This window comes from Microbacterium sp. 13-71-7, from assembly GCF_002257455.1.
Classification (GTDB): Bacteria; Actinomycetota; Actinomycetes; order Actinomycetales; family Microbacteriaceae; genus Microbacterium.
The window spans coordinates 1-26,412 of record NZ_NCKN01000027.1 but is presented as its reverse complement, the minus strand read 5'-3'; the positions used below and the strand labels follow the sequence as shown (position 1 = coordinate 26,412).

Annotated in this window: 26 protein-coding genes and 1 pseudogene; 23 read left to right on the top strand and 4 right to left on the bottom strand. The window is 70.6% G+C overall.

What is annotated here, in order from left to right; all coding sequences use genetic code 11:
• A partial coding sequence (locus tag B7X32_RS04515) for a YhjD/YihY/BrkB family envelope integrity protein (protein WP_292716680.1) occupies nt 1-1,037 on the bottom strand: 1,037 nt, incomplete at its 3' end.
• Between the two features lie 561 nt (nt 1,038-1,598).
• Here B7X32_RS04515 and lysA point away from each other — a divergent pair.
• The 5 genes from lysA (at nt 1,599) to prfA (ending at nt 8,580) form a co-directional block, all read left to right on the top strand.
• Entirely contained in the window at nt 1,599-3,065 is a 1,467-nt protein-coding gene (gene lysA / locus B7X32_RS04510) for a diaminopimelate decarboxylase (protein ID WP_292716677.1), read from the top strand.
• Nucleotides 3,062-4,381 carry a homoserine dehydrogenase gene (locus B7X32_RS04505; protein WP_292716674.1) on the top strand — a complete coding sequence of 440 codons (1,320 nt, stop codon included), beginning with the start codon at nt 3,062-3,064 and terminating at the stop codon, nt 4,379-4,381. The genes lysA and B7X32_RS04505 overlap by 4 nt, the downstream gene beginning before the upstream one ends.
• Nucleotides 4,382-4,403: 22 nt before the next feature.
• Nucleotides 4,404-5,339 (top strand): homoserine kinase, encoded by a 936-nt coding sequence (gene thrB / locus B7X32_RS04500; protein WP_292716682.1) that lies wholly within the window; start codon nt 4,404-4,406, stop codon nt 5,337-5,339.
• 197 nt (nt 5,340-5,536) lie between these two features.
• Complete coding sequence (rho, locus tag B7X32_RS04495; protein WP_292716671.1) at nt 5,537-7,468, top strand: transcription termination factor Rho; 1,932 nt, start codon at nt 5,537-5,539, stop codon at nt 7,466-7,468.
• Nucleotides 7,469-7,500: 32 nt separating this feature from the next.
• Nucleotides 7,501-8,580: a peptide chain release factor 1 gene (prfA, locus tag B7X32_RS04490; RefSeq protein ID WP_292716668.1), complete on the top strand. Its 1,080-nt coding sequence runs from the start codon at nt 7,501-7,503 to the stop codon at nt 8,578-8,580.
• A 27-nt stretch (nt 8,581-8,607) separates the two neighbouring features.
• On the opposite strand, the gene B7X32_RS04485 is transcribed toward prfA, so the two are convergent.
• Complete coding sequence (locus B7X32_RS04485) at nt 8,608-9,672, bottom strand: DNA polymerase IV (RefSeq protein ID WP_292716666.1); 1,065 nt, start codon at nt 9,670-9,672, stop codon at nt 8,608-8,610.
• Nucleotides 9,673-9,731: 59 nt separating this feature from the next.
• On the opposite strand from B7X32_RS04485, the gene B7X32_RS04480 reads away from it, so the two are divergent.
• The gene (locus B7X32_RS04480) at nt 9,732-10,154 is read left to right on the top strand and encodes a hypothetical protein (RefSeq protein WP_292716663.1); all 423 of its coding nucleotides are present in this window, start codon (nt 9,732-9,734) and stop codon (nt 10,152-10,154) included.
• A 7-nt stretch (nt 10,155-10,161) separates the two neighbouring features.
• Here B7X32_RS04480 and epsC read toward each other — a convergent pair whose 3' ends face one another.
• Complete coding sequence (gene epsC / locus B7X32_RS04475; RefSeq protein ID WP_292716660.1) at nt 10,162-10,746, bottom strand: serine O-acetyltransferase EpsC; 585 nt, start codon at nt 10,744-10,746, stop codon at nt 10,162-10,164.
• On the bottom strand, nt 10,746-11,684 hold the full coding sequence (gene cysK / locus B7X32_RS04470) for a cysteine synthase A (RefSeq protein WP_292716657.1): 939 nt from the start codon (nt 11,682-11,684) through the stop codon (nt 10,746-10,748). Before cysK ends, epsC begins: the two co-directional genes overlap by 1 nt.
• Before the next feature lie 138 nt (nt 11,685-11,822).
• Here cysK and prmC point away from each other — a divergent pair, with 138 nt between their 5' ends.
• From prmC to B7X32_RS04385, 17 genes and pseudogenes are all read left to right on the top strand, one after another.
• Nucleotides 11,823-12,680, top strand: coding sequence for a peptide chain release factor N(5)-glutamine methyltransferase (gene prmC, locus B7X32_RS04465; protein ID WP_292716654.1), 858 nt, complete (start codon nt 11,823-11,825; stop codon nt 12,678-12,680).
• A 100-nt stretch (nt 12,681-12,780) separates the two neighbouring features.
• On the top strand, nt 12,781-13,455 hold the full coding sequence (locus B7X32_RS04460) for an L-threonylcarbamoyladenylate synthase (RefSeq protein ID WP_292716651.1): 675 nt from the start codon (nt 12,781-12,783) through the stop codon (nt 13,453-13,455).
• A 24-nt stretch (nt 13,456-13,479) separates the two neighbouring features.
• A complete protein-coding gene (locus B7X32_RS04455; RefSeq protein ID WP_292716648.1) occupies nt 13,480-14,625 on the top strand; it encodes an MraY family glycosyltransferase in 1,146 nt (381 codons plus the stop codon).
• Complete coding sequence (locus tag B7X32_RS04450; protein WP_292716645.1) at nt 14,622-15,173, top strand: hypothetical protein; 552 nt, start codon at nt 14,622-14,624, stop codon at nt 15,171-15,173. The genes B7X32_RS04455 and B7X32_RS04450 overlap by 4 nt, the downstream gene beginning before the upstream one ends.
• A 121-nt stretch (nt 15,174-15,294) precedes the next feature.
• Complete coding sequence (gene atpB / locus B7X32_RS04445) at nt 15,295-16,080, top strand: F0F1 ATP synthase subunit A (RefSeq protein WP_292716643.1); 786 nt, start codon at nt 15,295-15,297, stop codon at nt 16,078-16,080.
• 52 nt (nt 16,081-16,132) lie between these two features.
• On the top strand, nt 16,133-16,369 hold the full coding sequence (atpE, locus tag B7X32_RS04440) for a F0F1 ATP synthase subunit C (RefSeq protein ID WP_292716640.1): 237 nt from the start codon (nt 16,133-16,135) through the stop codon (nt 16,367-16,369).
• Nucleotides 16,370-16,397: 28 nt separating this feature from the next.
• On the top strand, nt 16,398-16,952 hold the full coding sequence (locus B7X32_RS04435; RefSeq protein ID WP_292716636.1) for a F0F1 ATP synthase subunit B: 555 nt from the start codon (nt 16,398-16,400) through the stop codon (nt 16,950-16,952).
• A complete protein-coding gene (locus tag B7X32_RS04430; RefSeq protein WP_292716633.1) occupies nt 16,952-17,740 on the top strand; it encodes a F0F1 ATP synthase subunit delta in 789 nt (262 codons plus the stop codon). The genes B7X32_RS04435 and B7X32_RS04430 overlap by 1 nt, the downstream gene beginning before the upstream one ends.
• A 49-nt stretch (nt 17,741-17,789) precedes the next feature.
• Nucleotides 17,790-19,430, top strand: a complete 1,641-nt coding sequence (atpA, locus tag B7X32_RS04425) for a F0F1 ATP synthase subunit alpha (protein ID WP_292716630.1) — start codon at nt 17,790-17,792, stop codon at nt 19,428-19,430.
• A gap of 21 nt (nt 19,431-19,451) precedes the next feature.
• Nucleotides 19,452-20,351, top strand: coding sequence for a F0F1 ATP synthase subunit gamma (locus B7X32_RS04420; protein ID WP_292716627.1), 900 nt, complete (start codon nt 19,452-19,454; stop codon nt 20,349-20,351).
• 23 nt (nt 20,352-20,374) lie between these two features.
• Complete coding sequence (atpD, locus tag B7X32_RS04415; protein WP_292716625.1) at nt 20,375-21,811, top strand: F0F1 ATP synthase subunit beta; 1,437 nt, start codon at nt 20,375-20,377, stop codon at nt 21,809-21,811.
• A 2-nt stretch (nt 21,812-21,813) separates the two neighbouring features.
• Nucleotides 21,814-22,074, top strand: a complete 261-nt coding sequence (locus tag B7X32_RS04410) for a F0F1 ATP synthase subunit epsilon (protein WP_292716622.1) — start codon at nt 21,814-21,816, stop codon at nt 22,072-22,074.
• Between the two features lie 80 nt (nt 22,075-22,154).
• Nucleotides 22,155-22,919, top strand: a complete 765-nt coding sequence (gene yaaA / locus B7X32_RS04405; RefSeq protein WP_292716619.1) for a peroxide stress protein YaaA — start codon at nt 22,155-22,157, stop codon at nt 22,917-22,919.
• A gap of 114 nt (nt 22,920-23,033) precedes the next feature.
• Entirely contained in the window at nt 23,034-23,819 is a 786-nt protein-coding gene (locus tag B7X32_RS04400; protein WP_292716616.1) for a DUF5684 domain-containing protein, read from the top strand.
• A gap of 118 nt (nt 23,820-23,937) precedes the next feature.
• Complete coding sequence (locus B7X32_RS04395) at nt 23,938-24,909, top strand: aldo/keto reductase (protein ID WP_292716613.1); 972 nt, start codon at nt 23,938-23,940, stop codon at nt 24,907-24,909.
• 82 nt (nt 24,910-24,991) lie between these two features.
• Complete coding sequence (locus B7X32_RS04390; RefSeq protein WP_292716610.1) at nt 24,992-25,810, top strand: protein phosphatase 2C domain-containing protein; 819 nt, start codon at nt 24,992-24,994, stop codon at nt 25,808-25,810.
• Between the two features lie 57 nt (nt 25,811-25,867).
• A pseudogene (locus tag B7X32_RS04385) lies at nt 25,868-26,412 on the top strand (cell division protein FtsK); the annotation flags it as partial.

The window sequence follows — 26,412 nt, the reverse complement described above, 5'->3', positions numbered from 1 at the left end:
GATCCGCGGCGCTCGGTCGCCACCTGGTCCCGTGCCGCGTCGCGCTCCGCCGTGGTCGCGGCGAGCAGTCGCTCGGCGCGCTGAAGGCGCCGCTCGGCGAACGTGCGCGGCGCGCCGGTGTCGCGATCCTCGCCGTCCTCGACGCCGGTGATGATCCAGGCGCTCGCGAGCAGCACGACCTGCGCGGACAGGTTGAGCCACAGCAGCAGAGCGATGAGCGCCGCGAAGGAGGCGAGCAGCGGGTTCGACGAGGCGCCGCCGACGAACAGGGTGGACAGCTGCTGCAGCACCAGCAGACCGAGCCCGCCGAGGGCGGCTCCCGCCCAGAGCGTGCGGGCTCGGGTGCGCACGCCCGAGAGCACCGAGAACAGTGCGGCGATGAGCGCGGTGTCGAGCGCGAACACGATGAGGAGCGACAGGATCCGCTCGGTCCACGCGGTCGCCGAGGAGTGGCGGAGGCCCAGCAGGTCGGCGATCTGGTCGAGCCCCACCGAGCCGACCACCGTGGCGGCCGCGCTGAGCGCGAACCCGAGCCCGATGCCGGCAGCCAGCGCGAGGTTGCGGCCGATCACCCAGTACCACTGGACGTCGTCGGCGAGAGCGCCCGCGAGCGTGCGCAGGGCGATGCGCAGCGATCCGATCGCGCCCAGCGCTGCGCCGACGAGGCCGGCGAGCGAGACGATCCCCGCGATCGACAGCCCGGCGGGGGCGGTGATCTTCTGCGGGTCGATGAGGCCCCCGGACCCGACGAGCCCCGGCACGGCGGCGTCGACCACCCGCACGAGCGCGGCGAGAGCCTCGGGGTTGCCGGCCAGCCACAGCCCCGCGGCGGAGAAGCCCAGCAGTACGGCGGCGAAGAGGCTGAACAGTGCGCGGTAGGTGATCCCGTCGGCCAGCGCGGGGCCGTGCTTCTCGGAGTACAGCAGCCAGACGCGCGCGACGCGCCAGCGCAGCACGCGCGCGAGCACGGCGTTGATCGTGCGCGGGAGCCACGGCTTCTGCGCCTGCGCGCCCTCGGATGCGGTGGGAGTGCCCATGCCCCGAGCGTAGCGATCCACTTCCGAGTCGTCCCCGTGAGGGGAGGCCATGGGGTGCGCTGACGGGGACGACCCGGACGTGGGGGAGCCGGAGCTCTGGGGTGTCTCCGTGGGGCGTCGGCGAGGAGCGTCGGCGAGTGCACGGGTCGCCGGGCGGGCCGTCTGCTGCCGAGTGCACGGCTTGCGCGCGAGTGCACGGGATGCTGGCGCGAGGATCCGGTGCACTCGGCGGGATCCGGTGCGGTCGCGAGTGCACGGCATGTCGCCGGGCGGACCGTCTGCTGCCGAGCGCACGGCTTGCGCCCGAGTGCACGGGATCCTGGCGCGAGGATCCGGTGCACTCGACAGGATCCGGTGCATTCGGCGGGATCCGGTGCATTCGGCGGGATCGGCGCCGGCCCGCCCGAGCCGCCCGGCATGCGGCGCTTCTCCGGCCCGGCCCGCCGTCCCTCGGCGTCACACCCGTCGGGGCGGGCCGGCGCCGTGCTTTAGAATTCTCAGAACTCGGCACGCTCTGGGCCGGGCTCGAACACCCGAGACACCCACGACGATTGGTGCCCTGTGCTATCCGCATCGCCCGACGACGCGCTCGCCCCGGAATGGCTGAAGGAACCGGCCGATCCGAACGATCTCGCCCCGGGGGTGTGGCCGGCCTCCGCGCGGCGCGACGCCGACGGAGAGCTCGAGCTCGGCGGCGTCGGAGTCGCCGAGCTGCGTGCCCGTTTCGGAACACCCCTCTACGTGCTCGACGAGGCCGAGGTGCGCGCCCATGCGGCCCGCATCAAGAGCGCATTCGACGTCGCGGCGGCCGCCCACGGCACCAAGGCGCGCGTCTACTACGCGGGCAAGGCGTTCCTCAGCACCGAGATCGCGCGCTGGGTGACCCAGGAGGGCCTGCGCGTCGACGTCTGCAGCCGCGGTGAGCTGGAGATCGCGCTCGCCGCCGGCGTCAAGCCGTCCCGGATCGGCTTCCACGGCAACAACAAGAGCGTCTCCGAGCTCGAGCGCGCGGTCGAGGTCGGCGTCGGCACGATCATCCTCGACTCCGCGATCGAGATCGAGCGCCTCGGCGCGATCGCCGAGCGCCGCAGCGGCACGGGCTCGGACGGATACGTCCAGGGCGTGCTGCTCCGCGTGAACAGCGGCGTGCACGCCGAGACCCACGACTTCCTCGCCACCGCGCACGAGGATCAGAAGTTCGGCACCTCGCTCGAGGCGGCGCCCGCACTCGTCGAGAGGATCCGCGAGATCCCGAGCCTGAAGCTGCGCGGACTGCACTGCCACATCGGATCCCAGATCTTCGGATCCGCCGGTTTCGCCGAGTCCGCGTCGCGCGTGGTCGATCTGCACGCCGAGCTGCGCGAGGGCGGGGAGCTGCCCCTGCTCAACCTCGGCGGCGGCTTCGGCATCGCGTACACCGCGGCCGACGACCCGACCCCCATCGAGGAGCTCGCGACCGCGATCGTCGAGGCCGTCGCCCGCGAGTGCGAGGTGCGCGGGATCCCGATCCCCACGCTCGCGTTCGAGCCGGGCCGCGCGGTCATCGGTCAGGCCGGCGTCACCCTGTACGAGGTCGGCACCACCAAGGAGGTGTCGCTCGGCGAGCGCGGGGAGCGGCTCTACGTGAGCGTCGACGGGGGCATGAGCGACAATGCTCGGCCCGCCCTGTACGGCGCTCAGTACTCCGCGCGGATCGCCTCCCGCGAGGGCACGGGCGCACCGGTGCTCGCGCGCGTCGTGGGCTCGCACTGCGAATCGGGGGACATCGTCGTCGATCACGAGTACCTCCCCTCCGACGTCACCCCGGGCGACCTGCTCGCGGTGCCGGCGACCGGCGCATACTGTCACGCGCTGTCCAGCAACTACAACCACACCCCGCGCCCCGCGGTCGTCGCCGTGCGCGACGGCCAGGCGCGGGTGATCGTCCGGGGGGATTCCCTCGACGACCTCCTCTCCCGCGACGCCGGCATCGCCGCTCGCCGGACGAAGGCATCCACCGGCGCTCGCGCCGGAGAAGGAGAAGCATGACGGAACTCGACGGCCTCCGCCGCACCCTCCGCGTCGCCCTGCTCGGGGCGGGATCCGTGGGATCCCAGGTCGCGCGCCTGCTCCTCGAGCACCAGGGCGACCTCGCCGAGCGCAGCGGCGCACGGCTCGAGCTCGCGGGGATCCTGGTCCGCGACGTCGACGCGCCGCGCGATGCGGAGCTTCCGCGCGAGCTGCTCACGACCGACGCCGAGGCGCTGATCCAGAGCGCGGACATCGTGATCGAGCTCATGGGCGGGATCGAGCCGGCGCGCGGCTACGTGCTCCAGGCGCTGCGCAGCGGAGCGGACGTCGTCACCGGCAACAAGGCCCTGCTCGCCACGCACGGCGCGGAGATCTTCGAGGCCGCGGATCAGGTCGGCGCCTCCGTGTCGTACGAGGCCGCGGTCGCCGCGGCGATCCCGATCATCCGCCCGCTGCGCGACTCGCTCGCCGGCGACCGCATCAAGCGCATCTTCGGCATCGTCAACGGCAGCACGAACTACATCCTCGACTCCATGGACCGCCAGGGCCTGAGCGCCGAGGAGGCGCAGCGGATCGCCACCGAGCTCGGCTATCTCGAGGCGGATCCCTCGCTCGACCTCGAGGGGTACGACGCGGCGCAAAAGGCCGCGATCCTGGCCAGCCTCGCGTTCCACACACAGGTCTCGATCGACGACGTGCACCGCCAGGGCATCGAGTCGGTCACGGCCGACATGATCGCCGACGCCCGCCGCGCCGGCTACGTCATCAAGCTGCTCGCCGTGTGCGAGCGCCTGCCCGAGGACGGCGGGGACGCCGTCTCGGTGCGCGTCTATCCCGCGCTGATCGACCGGGAGCATCCGATGGCGAGCGTGCACGGCGGCAACAACGCCGTGTTCGTGGAGGCGGAGGCCGCGGGCCCGCTCATGTTCTACGGCGCGGGCGCGGGCGGGGTGCAGACCGCCTCGGCCGTGCTCGGCGACGTCGTCTCCGCCGCGCGCCGGCACATCGCCGGCGGCGTGGGCGTCGGGGAGTCCGCCAGGCAGAGCCTGCCGATGGCGCCGTTCGGCCACATCACCACGCGCTACCAGATCACGATCGAGGTCGCCGACGTCACCGGCGTGCTCGCGACGGTGGCCGGGATCCTCAGCGACCACGGCGTCTCCATCGCGACCGCGCTGCAGACGATCGAGCGGGGTGAGGAGAGCAGCACGGCCCGCCTCGTGATCGGCACCCACCGCGCCACGGAGGAGGCGCTCAGTGAGACCGTCGCCCGTCTCGCCGACAGCGACGCGGTCACGCGCGTGCTCTCGGTGCTGCGCGTCGAGGGGGAGTGACGTGAGCGCGACCACCGGTCCGATGCCGGGGCGCACCGTAGAGGTGCGCGTCCCCGCCACGAGCGCCAACCTCGGTCCCGGGTTCGACACCCTGGGCCTCGCGCTCAGCATGTACGACGAGCTCGAGGTCACGGCCCTCGAGCCGGGCCTGCTCGAGGTCGAGGTCTCCGGATCCGGCGCGGACGAGATCGCCCGCGACGCGTCCAACCTCGTCGTCCGCTCGATCGCGCACGTCTTCGCCGACGTGGGCGTGGCGATGCCGGGGATCCGGCTGATCGCGCGCAACGGTGTGCCGCACGGGCGGGGCCTCGGCTCCTCCGGCGCCGCGGTGGCCGCGGGCGTCCTGGCGGCGCAGGGGCTGCTAGCGGGGATCGTCGAACTCGACGACGCCGCGCTGCTGCGCCTCGCGACGGAGCTCGAGGGGCATCCGGACAACGTGGCGCCCGCCCTGTTCGGCGGTCTGACGATCGCGTGGACGGCCGCGCGCGGCCCGCAGCACAAGAAGCTGCTCGTGCACCGCGGCGTGTCGCCGCTCGTGCTCGTGCCCGGCTACACGATGTCGACCAAGGCGGCGCGCAGCCTGCAGCCGGAGCAGGTGCCGAGCGAGGACGCGGTGTTCAACGTCTCCCGCTCCGCCCTGCTCATCGCCGCGCTCACCCAGAGCCCCGATGTGCTGTTGGACGCGACGGACGACCGGCTGCACCAGGACTACCGCGCCCCCGCGATGCCCGAGACGAACCGGCTCGTGCGCGCCCTGCGCGCGGAGGGTTTCGCGGCGGTCGTCTCCGGCGCCGGACCCAGCGTGCTGGTGCTGTGCGACGGGCCGGGGAGCCGCCTCGAGGCGGTGCGGATCGCCGACGCGGTCACGGACACTCCGTGGATCCCGCAGATGGTCGCCGTCGATGTGCGAGGTGGTACAGTGAGGGAACGAGCGGAGGGTTCTTCGTCACAATCGTGATCCCGACCCGCGACGCACTTCCCGCGTCAGCCGCACAGCACCCGAAACCGCAGGATGAGCCGGTCACCGAGCTCTATACGTGCGTGTTCCCCGGGTGGCATGCAGGGGACAGCCTGTTCTCGGCATGATCGTGCGGTCGCGCCCCGGCATCTGCCGTGTGCGCGTCGAAATACCCACGACTTACAAGAGGAGTACTCGTGGAGACTATCTCCGAGACCCAGATCGACACCTCGGCTCCGGCCGATCAGGCGTCCGCCCAGGACGCACCCAAGGCGCCGCGCAAGCGCGCCCCGCGCCGTGCCACCACGGCGACGGCTGCAGCGAAGGCCGCCGAGGCCGCGGAGTCCGCGCCCGCAGCCGCCGAGGCCGCACCTGCCGCCGACGCTCCGGCCGAGGCCGCGCCGAAGGCGAAGGCTCCGCGCCGCAGCCGGGCGAAGAAGGCCGAGGACGCTCCGGCCGACACGGCTGCCGCCGAGGCCGCTCCCGCCGCGGAGGCGCCCGCCGCCGAGGCTCCGGCCGAGGCCGCGCCGAAGGCGAAGGCTCCGCGCCGCAGCCGTGCGAAGAAGACCGACGACGCTCCGGCCGAGGCCGCGGCGGACGCTCCGGCCGAGGTCGCGTCGGAGCCCGCAGTGAAGGAGGCGCCCGTCGAGTCGGCGTCCGCCGACGCGCAGCCGGCGGACAACTCCGCCGAGAGCGGCGAGGAGACGAGCGGGCGCAGCCGCAGCCGTTCCCGCTCGCGCAGCCGCAACCGCAACGGCGGGCAGGACGGCCAGAGCAGCGGTGGCCAGAACGGTCAGCAGAACGGCAACCAGGGCAACCAGGGCGGCCGTGGCGGCGCCCAGGACATCGATGAGGACGGCGGCAGCGCCCGCAGCCGCCAGCGCAACAAGCGCCGTGGCGGCACGAACCAGAACATCGACGAGTTCGAGACCGAGATCGGCGAGGACGACGTCCTCATCCCGATCGCCGGCATCCTCGACGTGCTCGACAACTACGCCTTCGTGCGCACCACCGGCTACCTGTCCGGCCCCAGCGACGTGTACGTCTCGCTCGGCCAGGTCAAGAAGTACAACCTGCGCAAGGGCGACGCCGTCGTCGGCGCGATCAAGCAGCCCCGCGAGGGCGAGCAGCAGGGGCGTCAGAAGTACAACGCGCTGGTCAAGGTCGACTCGATCAACGGCCTGAGCACGGACGACGCCGCGAACCGCGTCGAGTTCTCCGCGCTGACCCCGCTCTACCCGCAGGAGCGCCTGCGCCTGGAGACCGCGCCGGAGAAGCTCACGCAGCGCATCATCGACCTCGTCGCCCCGATCGGCAAGGGCCAGCGCGGACTCATCGTCGCGCCCCCGAAGGCCGGCAAGACGATCGTGCTGCAGCAGATCGCCAACGCGATCGCGCAGAACAACCCCGAGGTGCACCTCATGGTCGTGCTCGTCGACGAGCGCCCCGAAGAGGTCACCGACATGCAGCGCACGGTCAAGGGCGAGGTCATCGCCTCGACCTTCGACCGCCCCGCGGAGGACCACACCACGGTCGCCGAGCTCGCGATCGAGCGCGCCAAGCGCCTCGTCGAGCTGGGCCGCGACGTGGTCGTGCTGCTCGACTCGATCACCCGCCTCGGCCGCGCGTACAACATCGCCGCTCCCGCCTCCGGCCGCGTGCTCACCGGTGGCGTGGACGCTTCGGCGCTCTACCCGCCGAAGCGCTTCTTCGGCGCCGCGCGCAACATCGAGAACGGCGGATCGCTCACGATCCTCGCGACCGCGCTGGTGGAGACCGGATCCAAGATGGACGAGGTCATCTTCGAGGAGTTCAAGGGCACCGGCAACAGCGAGCTGCGCCTCAGCCGCGCGCTGGCCGACAAGCGGATCTTCCCGGCCGTGGACGTCAACGCGTCCTCGACCCGCCGCGAGGAGATGCTGCTGAGCCCCGACGAGGTCAAGATCACCTGGAAGCTGCGCCGCGCCCTCGCCGGGCTCGACCCGCAGCAGGCCCTCGAGGTCGTCCTCGGCAAGCTCAAGGAGACCGACTCGAACGTCGAGTTCCTGCTGCAGATGCAGAACGCGCAGCTGGGCAAGCCGGCCTCCGGCACCGGCCACAGCCACGCGTCCGAGAACAGCATCCGCTGATCCGCGCCGTCTGAACCAGGGATCCGGTCGTCATGTTCGAGCAGGTCGAGTCGCTGCGCGACGAGCACCGCAGGGTGGAGAGGGAGCTCTCCGACCCCGAGGTGCACGCCGACGCCGCACGGGCGAAGCGGGTCAACCGCCGCTACGCCGAGCTCAGCCGCATCGTGAAGGCGCATGACGACTGGATCGCCGCGGGCGAGGACCTCGAGACCGCGCGGGAGTTTGCCCGCGAGGACGAGTCCATCGCGGCGGAGATCCCGGCCATGGAGGAGGGCCTCCAGGCCGCGCAGGAGAAGCTCCGGCGCCTGCTGATCCCTCGGGATCCGGACGACGCGCGCGACGTGATCATGGAGATCAAGGCGGGGGAGGGCGGAGCCGAATCCGCCCTCTTCGCCGCCGATCTGCTGCGCATGTACGTGCAGTACGCCGCCTCGAAGGGGTGGAAGACCGAGCTCCTGGAGCGCACCGAGTCGGATCTCGGCGGCTACAAGGACGTGCAGGTCGCGATCAAGGGATCCTCGACCGACCCCTCCCAAGGAGTGTGGGCGCACCTCAAGTACGAGGGCGGCGTGCACCGGGTGCAGCGCGTCCCGGCGACGGAGTCGCAGGGACGCATCCACACGTCCACCACGGGCGTGCTGGTGTTCCCCGAGGTCGATGAGCCCGACGAGATCGCGATCAACCAGAACGACCTCAAGATCGACGTGTTCCGCTCCTCCGGTCCCGGAGGGCAGTCGGTGAACACGACCGACTCCGCCGTGCGTATCACGCACGTGCCGACGGGGATCGTCGTCTCGATGCAGAACGAGAAGTCTCAGCTGCAGAACCGCGAGGCGGCCATGCGCGTGCTGCGCGCCCGGCTGCTCGCGAGGCAGCAGGAGGAGCCCGACGCCGCGGCCTCCGACGCGCGCCGCTCGCAGATCCGCGGCATGGACCGCTCAGAGCGGATCCGCACCTACAACTTCCCCGAGAACCGGATCGCGGATCACCGCACCGGCTTCAAGGCCTACAACCTCGACCAGGTCATGGACGGGGCGCTCGAGCCGATCATCGAGTCCGCGATCCACGCGGACGAGGAAGCCCAGCTCGCCGCCCTCGGCACCGAGGGCTGACCGCGGCGCGCGGTCGCGGACCGCGTGTCACCAGGCGCCGCGGGTGGGCGTGCGACCGTCCCTCGCGTCCTGCGGCAGCGCCATCTCCGCGCGCATCCCCAGCAGGCGCACCGCCCGGTCGGGAGCGATCCGGGCGATGAGCTCCTTCGCCTTCTCGAGGACGACGCCGCGGTCCGCGGTCTCCGCGATCCGCTTCGTGAACGTCTTCGTCGTGAACGGCGCGTAGCGCACCTTGAGCCCGAGGCCGATGACGGGACGACCGTCCTCCGCGACGTCGTCCAGGACCTGCTCGAGCAGCGTCAGCGCTGCCTGCTCGATCTCCGCGCGGTCGGAGAGGTCGGTCTGGTAGGTGGTCTCGCGGCTGTGCCCGCGGGGGACCCAGGGCGTGTCGTCCACGACCGCGGATCCGCCGCCGCGGCCGAGCTCCCGGTACCAGAGGCCCATCCGCGGGCCGAACTCGCTCGGCAGCGCCTCCTCCGGCGCCGCGGCGAGCTCGGCGACCGTGCGGACGCCGAGCGCGAGCAGGCGTTTCGAGACCTTCGCGCCCACGCCCCACAGCTCTATCGCCGCGCGCTCGCCCATCACCTCGTCCCAGTTCTCGGCGGTGAGCCGGAACACGCCCTGCGGCTTGCCGAAGCCGGTGGCGATCTTCGCGCGCACGAGCGTGTCGCCGATCCCCACGCTGCAGTGCAGCCGGGTGCGATCCAGGACGGCCTGCTGCAGGCGGCGGGCGTAGACCTCCGGCTCGTCCGTCTCGACGCCCACGAACGCCTCGTCCCAGCCGAGCACCTGCACCACCGCGCCCGGCTGCTCCCGCAGGACCGACATGACCTCGGCGGAGGCGGCCAGATACGCGGGCGCGTCCACGGGAAGGATCACCGCATCCGGCACCTTGCGGGCGGCGATCCGCAACGGCATCCCGGATCCGACGCCGAACGCACGGGCCTCGTAGGACGCGGTCGACACCACGGCGCGCGCGGTGGGATCGCCGCGCCCGCCCACGATGACGGGCAGCCCGGCGAGTTCGGGACGGCGCAGCACCTCGACGGCCGCGATGAACTGGTCGAGGTCCACGTGGAGCACCCAGCGCATGCCCCCGACAGTACGCGGCGCGAGCCCGGCGCGCACCCGTCCCGCGCTATGCTCCGGCTATGGGCCTCTTCTTCACGCGCACCCTGATCTTCCTGGCCTCGTCGGCGATCGGCCTCATCGTGGCGGATCTTCTGCTGACGGGCTTCACGATCGAGTGGAGCAAGTGGTGGGGCTTCGTGTTGTGCGTCCTCATCTTCACGGTGCTGCAGAGCCTGCTCGCCCCGTGGATCACCTCGATGGCCAACCGCTACGCGCCGGCCCTGCTCGGCGGGATCGGCATCATCTCCACCTTCGTGGCGCTGCTCATCGTCGTGCTGCTGCCCATCGGGGGCCTGCGGATCACCGATGCGCTCGGCTGGATCCTCGGACCGGTCATCGTCTGGATCATCACCGCGGTGTGCACGGTCGTGCTGCCGCTGCTGCTGATCAAGCGCGAGGTGCGCGAGGCGGCCGCGCTCAAGGCCGCGGCCAAGAAGCGCTGATCGCCGCTCAGATCGAGTAGTCGGGGACCGACAGGATCCTCGCCGTGTTCTCGCCCTCCACACGGGGCCTTGCCCTCGCGGGGACACCGGTGAGCACCGAATCCGCGGGCGCGTCCTTCGTCACCACGGCGTTCGCGCCGATCGCGGAGCGCGCTCCGATGACCACGGGGCCGAGGATCTTCGCACCGGCGCCGACCACGACGCCGTCCTCGAGGGTGGGGTGGCGCTTGCCCGCATCGCGGGTGCGGCCGCCGAGCGTCACGCCGTGGTACAGCATCACGTCGTCGCCGACCTCCGCGGTCTCCCCGATCACGACGCCCATGCCGTGATCGATGAAGAAGCGGCGCCCGATCGTGGCGCCGGGGTGGATCTCGACACCGGTGAGCCAGCGCGCGACCTGTGACCCCATGCGGGCCGGGAAGCGCCAGCCGCGCGTCCAGAGGGCGTGGTTCAGCCGGTGCGCCCAGATGGCGTGCAGGCCGGGGTAGAGCAGTGCGATCTCGAGTCCGCCGCGTGCGGCGGGGTCGCGGAGCCGGGCGGAGGCGATGTCCTCGCGCATCCGCCCGGCCCACGCCATGCCGGAGTGGGGCATCAGTCCTCGCGCAGGTCCTCGAACAGGGCCGTGGACAGGTAGCGCTCGCCGGTGTCCGGAGCGATCACGACGATGGTCTTGCCTGCGCTCTCGGGGCGCGCGGCCACCTTCAGCGCCTGGGCGACGGCGGCCCCGGCGGAGATGCCGACCAGCAGGCCCTCCTTGGCGGCCAGGTCGCGGGCGGTGGAGAGGGACTCCTCGAAGCCCGCGGTGATGATCTCGTCGATGACGTCGCGATCCAGGATCGCGGGGACGAAGTTGGGGCCGATGCCCTGGATCTTCGCGGGGCCGGGGTGGCCCTCGCTGAGCAGCGGCGAGTCGGTCGGCTCGACAGCGATCACGATCACCTCGGGGTTGGCCGCCTTGAGCGCCTGACCGGTGCCGGTGATCGTGCCGCCGGTGCCGACGCCGGCGATGAAGACGTCGACGTTCCCGTCGGTGTCGCGCAGGATCTCCTGCGCCGTGGTCTCGCGGTGGATCTGCGGGTTCGCGGCGTTCTCGAACTGGCGGGCCCAGACGGCGCCCGGCGTCTCCGCGATGATCTCCTGCAGCTTCTCGATCGCGCCCTTCATGCCCAGCGTGGGGTCGGTCAGCACGAGCTCCGCGCCGAACGCCTTCAGCAGCACGCGGCGCTCCTTCGACATCGACGCGGGCATCGTCAGGATCACGCGGTAGCCGCGCGCCGCACCGACCATGGCCAGGGCGATGCCGGTGTTGCCGCTGGTCGCCTCGACGATCGTGCCGCCGGGCTTGAGCTCGCCGGAGGCCTCTGCGGCGTCGACGATGGCGATGCCGATGCGGTCCTTGACGCTCGATGCCGGGTTGAAGGACTCGAGCTTGACCAGCACCGTGGCGTCGAGGCCCTCGGTGACGTGGTTCAGCTTGACGAGCGGGGTGTTGCCGAACGTGCTGGTGATGTCGGAGTGGATGCCTGCCATGACTGACCTTTCGATGGGCGCACTTCTTCGCTGATGCCACGGCCCCGTCCCGCTTCGGAGGAGGACCCGATCGAGCACAGCCTAGGGCGACGGCATGTGCGGCCGGTGAATGTGACGCCCGCATTACGCTGGGGGTCTATGTCCGCGCCTCTTGCCGATGCCCTCCGCCATGCCGCTGCCGCCCTCGGCGACGCCGGCGTCCCGGATCCCTCCGTCGACGCCGAGCTGCTCGTCGGGCACGTCCTGGGACTCGGCCGCGGCGGCGTGCAGGCCGCGACGATCCGCGGCGACGTGCTGACCGACGAGGACGAGACGGCGCTGGCCGGGCTCGTCGCCCGCAGGGCCGCCAGGGAGCCGCTGCAGCATCTCACCGGCACCGCCCCCTTCCGCCACCTCGAGCTGGCGGTGGGCCCCGGCGTGTTCGTGCCGCGGCCCGAGACCGAGATCGTCGCGCAGTTCGCGATCGACGCGCTCCTCGCCGCCGCCTCGCCCGCCCCGATCGGCGTCGATCTTTGCACGGGGTCCGGGGCGATCGCGCTCGCGCTCGCGACCGAGGTGCCGCACGCGCGGGTACACGCCGTCGAGCTCTCGCCCGAGGCGCACGCCTGGGCGCTGCGGAACACCGCGGGGCAGGAGAACCTCTCTCTCGTCCTCGGCGACCTCTCGGCCGCGCTCACGGAGCTCGACGGCACCGTGGACGTCGTCATCTCCAATCCGCCGTACGTGCCGGACGACGCCATCCCGCGCGATCCGGAGGTGCGTCTGCACGATCCGGCGCTCGCGCTCTACGGCGGGCCGGACGGGCTCGACGTCGTGCGCGCGATCAGCCGGCGCGCGTGGGCGCTGCTGCACCCCGGCGGCACCCTCGTGCTCGAGCATGCGGAGGTGCAGGGCGCCGCGATCAGGGAGCTCCTGGCACAGGACGGCTGGCACGCCGCCGCGACGCACAGGGACCTCACCCACCGGGACCGCGCCACGACGGCACTCCGCCCCTAGCCTGATGCGCCGGGGCGGGGCGCCCGTCGACGACGGGCATGCGGTGATTCGCGAGCCCGCTCAGGGCGCACCGGGTCGCGCCCCGTAGACTGGGCCGGTCATGTCCTCAGTCTTCGATAGCCGCGACGCGGATCAGATCCTCACCGGTATGCGCCAGGCCCGTCTGGCCATCGGCCGCGGAGAGCTGGTCGTGCTCCCCACCGACACCGTCTACGGCGTGGGCGCCGACGCCTTCAGCCCCGCCGCCGTGCAGCGCCTGCTCGACGCCAAGGGGCGAGGCCGCCAGCAGCCGCCCCCCGTCCTGGTCGGCAGCACCGCCACCCTCGCCGCCCTCGTGGAGACCGTGCCGGAGCCCGTGCAGCGCCTGGTCGACGAGTTCTGGCCCGGCGGCCTCACGATCGTGCTGCCCTCGCAGCCGTCCCTGGTCTGGGATCTCGGCGAGACCCACGGCACGGTCGCGGTGCGCATGCCCGACCATCGCGTCGCGCTCGCACTGCTCGAGGAGACGGGGCCGCTCGCCGTGTCCAGCGCGAACCTCACCGGCGAGCCCGCCGCGGTCGAGCTCGACCAGGCCAAGGGCATGCTCGGCGACAGCGTCGAGGTCTACCTGGACGCCGGCCCCTCGGCGCGCGGCATCGCCTCGACGATCATCGACGCCACCTCGCTGGTCCGCCCCGGGGGCGACGACGCCAAGGTACGGGTGCTCCGCGAGGGCGCGATCTCCCGCGAAGAGCTCGCCCGCGTGCTCGGGGACCTGCTCGACGAGCAGCCCTGATCCCGGGCGGAGGAGAACGACGACGTGAAGCAGTACCTGTTCACCGTGATCCTCACGGCAGCCGTGACCCTGGCCTGCTCGTGGGCGGTGTGGCAGCTCAGCCTGCGGTTCAAGCTGTATCCGGGGATCCGCGAGCGCGATGTGCACACCACGCCGACGCCGCGGCTCGGGGGAGTGGCGATGCTGCTCGGCATCCTCGCCGCCTTCGCCGCCAGCGCGGCGAGTCCGTTCTTCCACATCATCTGGGCGAAGCCGCTGACGATGTGGTCGGTGCTCGGCGCGGTCCTGCTCATCGCGATCGTCGGCGTGATCGACGATCTGTGGGATCTGGACTGGATGATCAAGCTCGGTGCGCAGTTCCTGGCGGCCGGGCTGGTCACGATCGTGGGCGGTCTGCAGATCGCCTCGCTGCCGCTCGCCGAGCCCGTGATCGGATCCAGCTGGCTGAGCATCGTGATCACGATGTTCGCGATCGTCATCGTCATGAACGCCGTGAACTTCATCGACGGCCTCGACGGGCTCGTCGCCGGCGTGTGCCTCATCGCGAACGGCGTGTTCTTCGCCTACTCGTACATCATCGCCCACGACATCGGCCAGTCCAGCTACTTCAGCCTCGCGCCGTTCATCGCGGCCGTGCTGATCGGCGCATGCATCGGCTTCCTGCCGATGAACTGGAGCCCCGCGAAGCTGTTCATGGGCGACTCCGGCGCCCTCGTGATCGGTCTGCTCATGGCGACGAGCGCCGTGGCCATCACCGGCCAGCTGAACCCCGCCGTGCTGCCGAACGCGCAGATCGGCCGCTCCCAGCTGCTCGGCGCGTTCATCCCGATCCTGCTGCCGGTCGTGGTCGTGCTGCTGCCGCTGCTCGACTTCGGCCTCGCCGTGCTGCGCCGCATGGGCGCGGGCAAGTCGCCGTTCTCGCCCGACCGCAAGCACCTGCACCACCGCATGCTGGACCTCGGGCACCGCGGACGCGACGCCGTCCTCATCTTCTACGCCTGGACCGCGATCATCTCCTTCGCCGTGCTGCTGATGTACATCGGCTCGCGGGAGGGATGGTACGGCGAGTACGCGGCCGGTGTGGTCTTCGGCGTCGTCGGGGCCGCGGCGTGCCTCGTCGTCACTCTCATCCCGTCGCGCCCGCGCGCCACCCAGAAGGAATCGAAATGAGCTCCGCGAGCCACCAGCCCTCCTCCGGACCGAACTCCGTCACCAGCACGCCGATCCTGCGCACGGCGCTCATCGCGTCCGGCGCCGCGGCCGTCGTGCTCGGGATCGTCGCCGGGATCATCGGGGGAGTGCTCAAGGGCGCCCCCGGGGTGTGGAGCGGCCTCGTCGGCGCGCTCATCGCGGTGCTCTTCGGCGCGATCACCGCCGCCAGCATCCTCATCGCGAACCGGTGGTTCGGCCAGGAGCTGTACGTGCAGCTCTTCTTCGCGATCGTGATGGGCGGCTGGTTCCTCAAACTCGGGCTGTTCTTCGTGCTCATCCTCGTGCTGCGGGGCCAGCCCTGGCTGGAGCCGGTCATCTTCTTCTGGGCCCTGCTGGCCGGGGTGGTGGTCTCGCTCGCGATCGACGCCGTCGTGTTCCTGAAGATGCGCCTCCCCGTGGTGAGCGACGCGTCCCTGCCGACGGTCGCCCCCGAGGACGTCGCCCCGGGCTCCGGAACCGGCTCCCAGCAGGCTCCGGAGGCGGATTCAGGCAACTCACGGGTCTGATAGGCTGGAACCCGAGCCCGCTCGTTACGCGAGCGCTGCGCTGTGAAGCACATCGACCGACGCCCCGGTAGCCCCCGGTGCCCCGAAGTTGGAGCCCGCGCTGTTTAATCTTGCTGCGACCATGATCCCTCGACTGGCCGACAACGGCGGGTTCCACGGTCCGTCGATCGACGAGTTCTTCCCCGGCGAACTGTTCAACATCTTCGGTCTGACCGTGCACCGCATCACGCTGGTGCAGGCCATCTCGACCCTCGCGATCGTCCTGATCCTCGTGCTCGGCACCCGCCGGATGAAGATCGTCCCCGGCCGCTTCCAGAGCGTCGTCGAGATGGGACTCGACTTCGTCCGCGGCGGCATCGCGCACGACCTGCTCGGCCGCAAGGACGGCGACCGGTTCCTGCCGATCCTCACGACGATCTTCTTCATGACGCTGTTCTTCAACATCACGGGCATCATCCCGTTCCTGAACATCGCCGGATCCAGCGTCGCGGCCGTGCCGCTCACGCTCGCAGTCGTCAGCTACGTGACCTTCATCTACGCGGGTCTCAAGAAGAGTCCGAAGAACTTCTTCAAGAACGCGCTGTTCCCGTCGGGCGTGCCGTGGCCGGTGTACTTCATCGTCACGCCGATCGAGCTCATCTCGACGTTCATCATCCGCCCGGTCACCCTGATGCTGCGACTCCTGATGAACATGGTCGTCGGCCACATGCTGCTCGTGCTGTGCTTCTCGGCGACCTGGTTCTTCTTCTTCACGGCGGGCGGCGGCTGGGCCGCGCTCGGTATCGGAACCCTCGCCTTCGGCGGTGCCTTCACCGCCCTCGAGATCCTGGTCGCCGTCCTCCAGGCCTACGTCTTCACCGTCCTCACCGCGGTCTACATCCAGCTCGCGGTCGCAGAAGAGCACTGACAACAACCCCTGCGGGCGGCGAACCTGCCGCCCACAACGAAAGGAAAAACCCGTGGACGCTACTACGGTTCTCGCAGCAGTCAACGGCAACCTCGCGGCAATCGGCTACGGCCTCGCCGCCATCGGCCCGGCCATCGGCGTGGGCATCGTCGTCGGCAAGACGATCGAGGGTGTCGCCCGTCAGCCCGAGCTGGCCGGTCGCCTGCAGGTTCTGATGTGGATCGGCATCGCCTTCACCGAGGCGCTTGCGTTCATCGGCATCGCCGTCGGCTTCATCCCCTTCCCGTAATCCGTACCCGAATCCCGAAGGAGACAGGATGCTGAACGCTCTTGTCACGCACCTCGCGGCCGAGGGTGAGGCGCCGAAGAACCCGATCCTCCCGGAGGTGTACGACCTCGTCTGGTCCGGCCTCTTCTTCCTGGTGATCCTCTTCGTCGTGTGGAAGATCGCACTTCCCCGCTTCACGAAGATGCTCGACGAGCGGTCCGCCGCCATCGAGGGCAACATCGCGAAGGCGGACGAGGCTCAGAAGCAGGCCGAGGCCGCGCTGGAGGAGTACACCCGCCAGCTCGCCGAGGCCCGCACCGAGGCCGGCGCGATCCGCGAGACCGCCCGCGAGGACGGCAAGAAGATCGTCGCCGAGGCCAAGGAGACCGCTGCGGCTGAAGCCGCGCGGACGACCGCGGCCGCTCACGCGCAGATCGAGGCGGAGCGCCAGACCGCATTCGTCTCGCTGCGCAACGAGGTCGGCGGCCTCGCCCTCGACCTCGCCGGCGGCGTGGTCGGCGAGACCCTCTCCGACGATGCACGCGCGACGGCCGTCGTGGACCGCTTCCTGGCGGACCTCGAGGCTTCCGAGGCGGCGAAGTAATGGGCAGCGCGACCGCTCAGGCCCTCGAGGCGTCGAGCAGCGCTCTGACCGCCGCGCAGGGGATCACCCTCGACGTCGCCGGAGACCTGTTCTCCGCCACGCGCCTGATCGGTGAGTCCTCCGCGCTGAGCGGCGCGCTCGCCGATCCGTCCGCTCCGGTCGAGGCCCGCGCGGCACTCGTGTCGCGCGTCTTCGCGAGCGCCTCGGCGCCCGCGCAGCAGGTGCTGACCGTCGCGGTCTCGCAGCGCTGGTCCTCTGCCTCCGACCTGGTCGACGGCGTGGAGGAGCTGGCCGTGCGCGCCGCGGCGATCGCGGCACCCGACGCCGACATCGAGGGCGAGCTGTTCTCGGTGTCGCGCCTGGTGGCCGACAACGCCGACCTCGAACTCGCCCTGGGCAGCCGCCTGGGCGGAGGCGAGGGCAAGGCCGCGCTCGTGCAGAAGCTGGTCGGTGCGAGCCTGCACCCCGCCACGTCGCTGATCCTCACGTCGCTGGTGCGCCAGCAGCGCGGCCGCCGCGTGCGCCGGCTGCTGAGCAGGGCGATGCGCATCGTGTCCACGCAGCGCGACCGGATCGTCGCGACCGTGCACACCGCCGCTCCGCTGAGCGCGCCGCAGCGCGACCGCCTCCGCGCGGTGCTGGCCGGTCGCTACGGCCGCCAGATCGCGCTGAACGAGGTGCTCGACTCCTCCGTCGTCGGAGGCCTGCGCGTGCAGGTCGCGGACGACGTCATCGACGGCAGCATCTCCGCCCGCCTCGCCGATCTCCGGCACAAGCTCGCGGGCTGAAACACGACTTCGCGCGGGAAGCCGCGCACCCATACACAAAGGGAAGACAATGGCAGAACTTTCGATCAGCCCCGACGTCATCCGTGACGCGCTGAAGGACTTCGTCGCCGCGTACGAGCCCACGGGCGGCGTGGCGACCGAGGTCGGCACCGTCATCGACGCAGCGGATGGCATCGCGCACGTCGAGGGCCTGCCCGGCGTCATGGCGAACGAGCTCGTGACCTTCGCCGACGGCACCAAGGGTCTCGCGCTGAACCTGGACGAGCACGAGATCGGTGTCGTCGTCCTCGGCGACTTCGCCGGTGTCGAGGCCGGCCAGGAGGTCACCCGCACGGGTGAGGTGCTCTCGGTCCCGGTCGGCGACGGCTACCTCGGCCGCGTGGTCGACCCGCTCGGCAACCCGATCGACGGTCTCGGCGAGATCGCCTCGGAGGGCGTCCGCGCCCTGGAGCTGCAGGCGCCCGGCGTCATGCAGCGCAAGAGCGTGCACGAGCCGATGCAGACCGGCATCAAGGCCATCGACGCGATGATCCCGGTCGGCCGCGGCCAGCGCCAGCTGATCATCGGCGACCGCCAGACCGGCAAGACCGCGATCGCGATCGACACGATCATCAACCAGAAGGCCAACTGGGAGTCCGGCGACGTCAACAAGCAGGTCCGCTGCATCTACGTCGCGATCGGCCAGAAGGGCTCGACCATCGCCTCCGTCAAGGGCGCGCTGGAAGAGGCCGGCGCCCTGGAGTACACGACCATCGTCGCCGCCCCGGCGTCCGACCCGGCGGGCTTCAAGTACCTCGCCCCCTACACCGGTTCGGCCATCGGCCAGCACTGGATGTACGGCGGCAAGCACGTCCTGATCATCTTCGACGACCTGTCGAAGCAGGCGGAGGCCTACCGCGCCGTGTCGCTGCTGCTGCGCCGCCCGCCGGGCCGCGAGGCCTACCCGGGTGACGTCTTCTACCTGCACTCCCGTCTGCTGGAGCGTTGCGCGAAGCTGTCCGACGAGCTCGGCGCCGGTTCGATGACGGGCCTGCCCATCATCGAGACCAAGGCGAACGACGTCTCGGCGTACATCCCGACCAACGTGATCTCGATCACGGACGGCCAGATCTTCCTGCAGTCCGACCTGTTCAACGCGAACCAGCGCCCGGCTGTCGACGTCGGCATCTCGGTGTCCCGCGTCGGCGGTGACGCCCAGGTCAAGTCGATCAAGAAGGTCTCCGGAACGCTGAAGCTCGAGCTCGCGCAGTACCGCTCGCTCGAGGCGTTCGCGATGTTCGCGTCCGACCTCGACCAGGCCTCGCGCCGTCAGCTGGCTCGTGGCGCTCGTCTGACCGAGCTGCTCAAGCAGCCGCAGTACTCGCCGTACCCCGTCGAGGAGCAGGTCGTCTCGATCTGGGCCGGAACCAAGGGCAAGCTCGACTCGATCGAGGTCGAGGACGTGCTGCGGTTCGAGCGCGAGCTGCTGGATCACGTGCGTCGCAACACCACGGTGCTCGACACCCTCCGCGAGACGAACGTCCTCGATGACGACACGGTCGCGGAGCTGGAGAAGGCCACCGACGCCTTCCTCCTCGAGTTCCAGGGCGGCAAGGGCCACGGCATCAGCGCTCCCGGTCACGAGGAGCACAGCGCCGCGGACGTCGACGACGTGAACCAGGAGAAGATCGTCAAGGGCCGCCGCGCGTAATCGCGGGGGAATCTCAGAGCTATGGGCGCACAACTCAGGGTCTACAAGCAGAAGATCTCTTCTGCTCAGACGACCAAGAAGATCACGAAGGCGATGGAACTCATCGCGGCTTCGCGCATCCAGAAGGCGATGGCGCGCGTCAACGCGTCCTCGCCCTTCGCGCGGGCCGTGACGAGGGCCGTGTCCGCCGTCGCGACGCACTCCAACGTCGACCACCCGCTCACCCGTGAGCCCGAGACGATCCGCCGGTCCGCCGTCGTGGTCTTCTCGAGCGACCGGGGACTGGCCGGCGCGTTCAACTCGCAGATCCTGCGCGAAGCCATGGAGCTCGCAGAGCTCCTGCGCTCGGAGGGACGCGAGCCGGTGTTCTACCTCGTCGGCCGCAAGGCCGTCGGCTACTTCCAGTTCCGGCGCCTCGAGGCCGCCGCGGAGTGGACCGGTGACACCGACACGCCGTCCTTCCACACGGCGGAGGCCATCTCCGCCGCGCTGCTGGAGGCGTTCGAGCGCGGTGGCGAGCAGGGCGGCGTCGACGAGATCCACCTCGTGTACAACCGCTTCGTCAGCATGATGACGCAGTCGCCCGAGACGGTGCGCCTGCTTCCGCTGGAGATCGCGGAGGCCGACGAGGCCGACACCTCGAGCGCCGTCTACCCGCTGTACGAGTTCGAGCCGGATGCGGCGACCGTGCTGGACGCGATCCTGCCGGTGTACATCCAGAGCCGCGTCTTCAACGCCCTCCTGCAGTCGTCCGCCGCCAAGCAGGCCGCGACGCAGAAGGCGATGAAGTCGGCCAGCGACAACGCCGACAAGCTCATCACCGACTACACCCGCCTGCGCAACAACGCGCGCCAGGCGGAGATCACGCAGCAGATCGCCGAGATCGTCGGCGGCGCCGACGCGCTGGCGTCGAGCAAGTAAGACCCTCAGGAGAGAGACGAAATATGACTGCCACCGCTACGACGGTCGTCGGCCGCGTTGCTCGCGTCACCGGCCCGGTCGTCGACATCGAGTTCCCGCACGACTCGATCCCCGACATCTACAACGCACTCAAGACGACGATCACCATCGGCGAGGAGTCGACGGAGATCACGCTCGAGGTCGCGCAGCACCTCGGCGACGACCTCGTCCGCGCCATCTCGCTCAAGCCCACCGACGGCATGGTCCGCGGCCAGGAGGTGCGCGACACCGGCGAGGCCATCTCGGTCCCCGTCGGCGACGTCACCAAGGGCAAGGTCTTCAACGTGATCGGCGAGGTCCTGAACGCCGAGCCCGGCGAGCAGATCGAGATCACCGAGCGCTGGCCGATCCACCGCAAGGCTCCGAACTTCGACCAGCTCGAGTCGAAGACCACGATGTTCGAGACCGGCATCAAGTCGATCGACCTCCTCACGCCCTACGTGCAGGGTGGAAAGATCGGCCTGTTCGGCGGCGCGGGCGTCGGCAAGACCGTCCTCATCCAGGAGATGATCCAGCGCGTCGCGCAGGACCACGGTGGTGTGTCGGTGTTCGCCGGTGTCGGCGAGCGCACCCGTGAGGGCAATGACCTCATCGCCGAGATGGAGGAGGCGGGCGTCTTCGACAAGACCGCCCTCGTCTTCGGCCAGATGGACGAGCCGCCGGGAACGCGTCTGCGCGTCGCCCTGTCGGCCCTGACCATGGCGGAGTACTTCCGCGATGTGCAGAAGCAGGACGTGCTGCTCTTCATCGACAACATCTTCCGCTTCACGCAGGCCGGATCCGAGGTCTCCACGCTGCTCGGCCGCATGCCGTCCGCCGTGGGTTACCAGCCGAACCTCGCGGACGAGATGGGTGTGCTCCAGGAGCGCATCACCTCGACCCGCGGTCACTCGATCACCTCGCTGCAGGCGATCTACGTGCCGGCCGACGACTACACCGACCCGGCCCCCGCCACGACGTTCGCGCACCTCGACGCGACCACCGAGCTCTCGCGTGAGATCGCGTCGAAGGGTCTGTACCCGGCGATCGACCCGCTGACCTCGACCTCGCGGATCATGGACCCCCGCTACCTGGGCGAGGACCACTACCGCGTGGCCACCACGGTCAAGCAGATCCTCCAGAAGAACAAGGAGCTGCAGGAGATCATCGCGATCCTCGGCGTCGACGAGCTCTCCGAAGAGGACAAGATCGTCGTCGCCCGTGCGCGCCGCATCCAGCAGTTCCTGTCCCAGAACACCTACATGGCGAAGAAGTTCACCGGTGTCGAGGGCTCCACGGTTCCGCTCAAGGACACGATCGAGTCGTTCGACGCGATCTGCCGCGGTGACTTCGACCACGTCGCAGAGCAGGCCTTCTTCAACGTCGGCGGGATCTCGGACGTCGAGGAGAACTGGGCGCGCATCCAGAAGGAGAACGCCTGATCATGGCGCTGCACGTGAGCCTCGTCTCCGCCGATGCGGAGGTCTGGACCGGTGAGGCCAGCCTCGTCGTCGCGAAGACCGTCGAGGGCGAGCTGGGCTTCATGGCCGGGCACGAGCCCGTGCTGGCCATCCTCGCGGAGGGCCAGGTCCGCATCACCCAGCTGGACGGCACCAAGGTGCTCGCCAGCGCGCGGGACGGCTTCGTCTCGATGGAGGGCAACGCCCTGACGATCGTCGCGGGCAACGCGGCGCTCGTCGCCTGATCGAACCACTCACGCAAGCGCCGGATCCCCTCGGGGGTCCGGCGCTTGCGCGTCTGCATCCCGTCTGAGGAGTCCTGCGCATGATGATCCTGCTGCCGCCGAGCGAGACCAAGCGTCCCGGCGGGAAGCGCGTGCCTGCGGATCCTGCCTCCTGGGCGCTGTCGGGCCTGACGTCGCAGCGCGAGCAGGTGCTCGACGCCCTCGTCGCGCTGGCCGCGGATGCGGAGGCGACCCGCCGGGTGCTCAAGCTCAGCGACAAGCAGCTCGCGGAGGCCCTGCACGACAACGCCGGGTTGAGGACGGCCGCGGTGATGCCCGCCGTGGACCGGTACACGGGCGTGCTCTACGACGCGCTGGGCGCGGCGACGCTCGACGGCTACGCGCGGCGCTGGCTGGGCGCGCACGTGCTCGTGCACAGCGCACCCTACGGGCCGGTCGGCGCGCTGGATCCGATCCCGTCGTACCGGCTCGGCGCCGGGGCGTCGGTGCCGGGGCTGCCGGCCCTCCGCCGGTTGTGGGCCGATGCCGTGTCCGCCGCTTTCTCGGCGGCGGCGCCGGACTTCGTGCTGGACCTGAGGTCCGAGGCCTATGCGGATCTGGGACCCGTTCCTGCGGAGGTCCCCTCGGCCTATGTGCGCGTCGTGACGGAGCAGGGCAAGGCGCTGAATCACTTCAACAAGCACGCCAAGGGCGAGCTCGTGCGGCGCCTCGCGCAGGAGCGCCCGAAGATCGGATCGCGTCGCACCCTGCTCAACTGGGCCGGTCGCGCGGGTGTCCGGCTCCGGGAGACGGTGGAAACCGGGATATTGGAGCTGGTCACGGATCAGCCGACTGCCCGCAAATAGTTCGTGAGTGCGACGCCCGGACGCGGTAGGGTGTTTCGCGTCGAAGCACTCAGGCTTTTCTCAGCTGGTGCTCCCCGATGCGATTGCATCACAAACCGATCCCCGGAGGGAAACATGGACTCTTACGGAGACAGCGCCGCGGTCGCGGCTGCCTATCTGATCGTCGCGGTGACGTGGCTGATCTTCGCCGTCGTCTTCTACGTGCTCGGCTCGCTCTTCCTCATGAAGATCTTCGAGAAGGCGGGCGTCGAGGGCAAGTGGCGCGCGTGGGTGCCCTTCTACAACATCATGATCTTCCTGAAGCTCGGCGACCTGAGCCCCTGGCTCGCGTTCGGCTTCCTGCTGACATGGGTGCCCATCCTCGGCTGGCTGGTGGGCATCGCCATGGCGGTGGTCATGATCCTCGCCGCCTGGCGCGTGGGGCTCAAGCTGCAGAAGAGCGGCGCGTGGGTCGTGCTGTACTTCTTCCTGAGCATCGTGTGGCTCGGCATCAACGCCTTCGACAAGTCGCGCTGGAACCCGAACATCGTCCCCGCCTCGTGGGCGTCGAACGGCTTCCTCGCCGACCGCACGGTGTGGCAGGGCATTCCGGTGCAGCCGTCCGCCGCGGCTCCGGCCGCAGGCTACGGAGCCCCGCAGGGCTACCAGGCCCCGCCCGCTCAGGGGTACGACCCGCCCGCCGCGCCGCAGTTCGGCCAGCCCGGCCAGCCCGGCCAGCCCGCGCAGGGCTTCCCGCCGGCAGCGCCCCAGGCCCCGCAGCCGACGTTCCAGCCCCCGGCGGCGCCGCCTGCGGCCGCTCCCGAGGCTCCGGTCACCCCGCCGGCTCCGCCCGCACCCCAGGCCCCGCCGGCCGCCGCGCCGGACGCCGCTCCGGACAACGGCGAGCAGCCCCCGGCCTGATAGGCAGCGAGGTCCCGGTCCTCGGACCGGGACCTCGTCGTAAGAAGCCCCGGTCTTTCGACCGGGGCTTCCTGCATGCCCGGCATCCGCACCCCGGGTCGGCCTGTAGTTTGGAAGTATGAGCGCTGAACGTCGTGTCGGATCGTCCGGGCTCCTGGTCTCCGCCGTGGGACTCGGATGCAACAACTTCGGACGCGCGGGCACGGCGACCGAGACGCTGCAGGGCACCGTCCAGGTCCTGGACGCGGCGATCGACCACGGCGTGACGTTCCTCGACACCGCCGACATGTACGGCAAGGATCCCGGCCTCAGCGAGACCCTGATGGGGGAGGCCCTCGACGGCCGTCGGGACCGCGTGGTGCTGGCCACGAAGTTCGGCTACCCGACGGCGGACATGGGCTACGACTTCCCGGCCGGGTTCGGCTCGCGCCGCTACGTCCGCAAGGCCGTCGAGGAGTCCCTGCGCCGGCTGCGCACGGACTGGATCGACCTCTACCAGCTGCACTGGCCGGATCCGCTCACGCCGATCGAGGAGACGCTCGACGCCCTGGACGAACTCGTCCGCGAAGGCAAGATCCGCTACTTCGGCCATTCCAACTTCACCGGCTGGCAGATCGCCGAGGCCGCGCTGAGCGCCCAGCGCAGCGCGCGCTTCATCTCCTCGCAGAACCAGTACTCGCTGCTGTCGCGTGCGTCGGAGCGCGAAGTGCTGCCCGCCGTCAACCGCTTCGGGCTCGGGTTCTTCCCGTTCTTCCCGCTGCACAACGGGCTGCTCACGGGCAAGTTCACGCGCGACGGCGGACCCGCGCAGAGCCGGATCATGCGGACCAGGGCGCACCTCTGGGAGGACGCCCCCTGGGACGCGCTGGACGCCTATCGCCGGTTCTGCGACGAGCGCGGCATCAGCATGCTCGAGGCGACGTTCGGCTGGCTGCTCGCGCAGCCCGGTGTGGCGTCCGTGATCGCCGGCGCCACGTCGGCCGAGCAGGTCGAGGCCAACGCGCGCGCCGGTGCCGCATGGACGCCGACCGCGGAGGACGTCGCCGCGATCGACGCGCTTTTTCCGCTCCCGGCGGATCCGGCGGTCTGAGGCGCGTGTCGGCGCAGGGATCCAATACGATGTGTGAGATTTCAGCGGTCGTTCCGATCGCCCGAGGATGGGGAGGACCGCGATGAGCCAGGGTTCCACGGCACACGCGCGCGAGATCGCGCTGGCATCCGGCGACACGATCGTCCTGTCCTGGGCGGGCGCGACCGACACCGGCCGGCGCAGGGAGAACAACCAGGACTCGCTCCTCGCCGAGTTCCCCCTCTTCGTCGTCGCGGACGGCATGGGCGGCCATGCCGGCGGTGAGATCGCGAGTCAGCGCACGATCGCCCGCCTCGAAGAGGCGGTCGCCGCGGGCGAGATCACCACGCAGACCATCGAGACGGCTCTGGTCGCCGCGGTGCAGGACATCACGGCGCACCCGGACACCACGGACGAGGGCACGGGGACGACGCTGACCGGCGTGTTCTTCACACTCGTCGACGACGACGCGCGCTGGATGTCCCTGAACATCGGCGACTCCCGGGTGTACCTGCTGCGTGACGGCGTGCTCAATCAGGTCACGACCGACCACTCCGTCGTCCAGGAGCTGATCACCGCCGGCCGGCTCAGCCCCGAGGAGGCAGAAGGGCATCCGTACAGCAACGTGATCACCCGCGCCGTGGGCGTCAGCGAGGCGCTTCCGCCCGACTACCGCGAGTTCAGTGTGCAGGACGGCGACCGGTTCGTGATCTGCTCCGACGGGCTCACCAAAGAGCTCACCGACTACGGGATCCAGCACTTCCTCGGACTGAACCCGACGCCCGACGCCGCGGTGGACGCGATGCTGTCCGCGGCGCTGGAGAACGGCGGGCGCGACAACGTCACGATCATCGTGGTGGACGCGAGGCGCAGCCAGAGCGACGATGGATCGTCCTCCACCGCACCGATCCCCGTCCCGTAGTGCACCGGTTGCGCTGAGCGGTCCCCGCGGCGGGGCGGTTCGCGGTGGGATGGCGGGATGGATCCCGTCGAGACGATCGTCCTCCCGGCTGCCGCTGCGACACCACCGCGCGGCTCGCTCCCTCTGCTCGCGGCGATCGTGCCGGTGGTCTCGGGCGTCGTCCTGTTCGCCGTCACGGGCTCGCCGGTGTCCCTGTGCTTCGCGGCGCTCGGCCCGGTCATGATCCTCGGCTCGTTCCTGGACGGCGCGCGGCAGCGGCGCCGCGCCGCCCGCGTCGCACGGGCCGACGAGACGAGGGCCTGGGCGCAGGTCGAACGGGTCGTGGCCGAGCACGAGGAGGCGGAGCGCGGGCATCGGCTGCGGGCGACACCGGATGTCGTCGCGTGCCTGGCGGATCCGCCGACGCGGCCGGTCGCCCTCGCCGAGACGACGGAGGTCGCGGTGGGTCGCGGGGAGGGCCTCTCGTCGCTGCGGTTCAGCGGCGCAGGAGAGCGCGCCGACGCGTTCCGCGCCCGGCATCGGAGCCTGCCGGGCGTGCCCGTGCCGGTGCGTCTCTCCGACGGACTGTGCATCCGAGGACCGGCGCCGATCGCCGTGGCCGT